Raw genomic sequence first — 2,390 nt, forward strand, 5'->3', positions numbered from 1 at the left:
CTGCTCTGGGTGCGGTCGCCCCCGGCGTCGTGCGAGAGCACCACGACGCCGGGGGCGGCGCCCTTCTCGACCCGGTCGACGATCACGCCGGCGCCGGGGGTGGTCCAGTCGAGGGTGTCGACCGTCCAGGCGAGCGGTTCCATGCCCAGTTCGGCGCCGATCCGGAAGGCCGCGCGGTTCCACGCGCCGTAGGGGGCGCGGAACCAGCGGGGCCGCTCACCGTAGCCCTCCTCGATGACGTCGCTGGTGCGGGACATCTCGGAGCGGATCTGAGCACGGGTCAGCCTGGTGAGCAGGGGGTGGGACCAGGTGTGGTTGCCCACGACGTGGCCCTCGTCGGCCATCCGCGCCAGCAGGTCCTGGTGGTCGACGGCCATCTCGCCGCACACGAAGAACGTCGCGCGCACGTCGTACTCGGCCAGCGTGTCGAGGATGCCGGGGGTGTAGTGGGGGTCGGGTCCGTCGTCGAAGGTCAGCACCATGGTGCGGCCGCGCCCGGTCATCCGCAGCAGGGGTTCGTGGCGCACGGGGGTGCGGGCGGGCGCGGCGCGCGGGGGACCGTAGCCGGTCAGCGGCTGGAGTCGGTAGGCGGAGGGCTTCAGCGGGAGGCTGCGGGCCGGGGCGCCGGCGGCGGGGGCCCGGACCGGCCCGCCCCTGTCGCCCCACGTGAACACTCCGGCCGTGCCGACCGCTCCGACGGCGGCGGCGCCCGCGAGCAACGCCCGGCGCCGCGTGAACAACTGCTCCTTCTTCATGCAGTCATCAGTCGCCCGAGCGGCGCCCGGCGCACCCTGCCGACACCGGACCGGCGGCATGATTCCACCCGCCCGGCGCAGCGCGGCGCCCGGCCGTGCAGCGCTCGGCCGTGCAGCGCTCGGCCGTGCAGCGCTCGGCGCCGGCGGCCCGCTCAGCGGTGCCGCACCAGCGGGAACGGCAGGGTCTCGCGGATGGTGAGCCCGGTGAGGAACATGACGAGGCGGTCGACGCCGATGCCCAGGCCGCCGGTCGGCGGCATCGCGTACTCGAGGGCGTCGAGGAAGTCCTCGTCGAGCTCCATCGCCTCCGGGTCGCCTCCGGCGGCCAGCAGGGACTGCTCGGTCAGCCGCCGGCGCTGCTCGACCGGATCGGTCAACTCCGAGTACGCGGTGCCGAGTTCGGTGCCGAAGGCGACGAGGTCCCAGCGTTCCGCGAGACGCGGGTCGCGACGGTGCTGCCGGGTGAGCGGGGAGACGTCGGTGGGGAAGTCCTTGTAGAAGGTCGGCATCAGGGTCTTCTCCTCGACGAGCCGCTCGTACATCTCCAGGACGACGTCGCCCCGGCCGTCGTCCGGCGTGTACGGGACGCCGGCGCGGTCGCAGTGCCGCAGCAGGTCCGCCAGGTCCGTGTCGGCGTCGATCTCCTCGCCGAGCGCCTCGGAGATCGCGCCGTGGACCGTTCGCACCGGCCACTCCCCCGAGATGTCGTGCTCGCGTCCGTCCTTGCGGACGACCGGTGAGCCGAAGGCGGCCGTGGCGGCGCCCTGGATCAGCTCGCGGGCCAGCTGGAGCATCTCGTCGTAGTCGGCGTACGCCTGGTAGGCCTCGAGCATCGTGAACTCGGGATTGTGCTTGTAGGAGACGCCTTCGTTGCGGAAGGTGCGGCCCATCTCGAAGACCTTCTCCAGACCGCCGACGCACAGCCGCTTCAGATACAGCTCGGGGGCGATGCGCAGGTACAGGTCGAGGTCGTAGGCGTTGATGTGGGTGGTGAAGGGCCGGGCGTTGGCGCCGCCGTGGATCTGCTGGAGCATGGGCGTCTCGACCTCGAGGTAGCCGCGCCGCAGCAGCCCCTGGCGCAGGGCCTGGACGGCGGTCGAGCGGGCGCGCACGACGTCGCGCGCGGCGGGTCCGGCCACCAGGTCGAGGTGGCGCATGCGGACCTTGGCCTCGGGGTCGGTCAGGCCGCGGCGCTTGTCGGGCAGGGGGCGCAGGCATTTGGCGGTGAGCTGCCAGGCCGTCACGAAGACGGTCGGCTCGCCCTTGTCGCTGAGGCCTGCCGTGCCGGTGACGCAGAGGTGGTCGCCGAGGTCGGTGTCGGCCCGGAAGACTCCGAGGGCCTCCCGGGAGCCGAGGGCGTCTCGGGTGAGGGCGAGCTGGTGGTCGCCCGACCAGTCGCGCAGGGTCACGAAGACGATGCCGCCGAAGTCGCGTACGCGCATGATCCGGCCGGCGACGGTGACCGTCGCGCCGCCGCCCGCGAGGGGGCGGACCTCGGCGAGCGTGTGGGTGCGCGCCGGGACGCCGACCGGGTAGGGGTCGACGCCCCGGGCGCGCAGCCGGTCGAGGGTGCGGCGCCGGACGCGGACCTGGTCGGGGGCGGCCCCGCGCCGCCCCCTCACCCCCCCCCCCTCC

Annotated in this window: 2 protein-coding genes; both read right to left on the reverse strand. The window is 73.9% G+C overall.

The window, feature by feature from the left end:
* The coding region (locus ABT300_RS43185; protein ID WP_351688411.1) for a polysaccharide deacetylase family protein at positions 1 to 755 on the reverse strand (755 nt) is incomplete at its 3' end.
* 152 nt (positions 756 to 907) lie between these two features.
* On the reverse strand, positions 908 to 2,390 hold a 1,483-nt coding region (gene lysX, locus ABT300_RS43190; protein WP_351688414.1), incomplete at its 5' end, for a bifunctional lysylphosphatidylglycerol synthetase/lysine--tRNA ligase LysX.

Origin of the sequence: Streptomyces sp. NPDC001027 (assembly GCF_040299045.1) — a bacterium.
Taxonomy (GTDB): domain Bacteria; phylum Actinomycetota; class Actinomycetes; order Streptomycetales; family Streptomycetaceae; genus Streptomyces.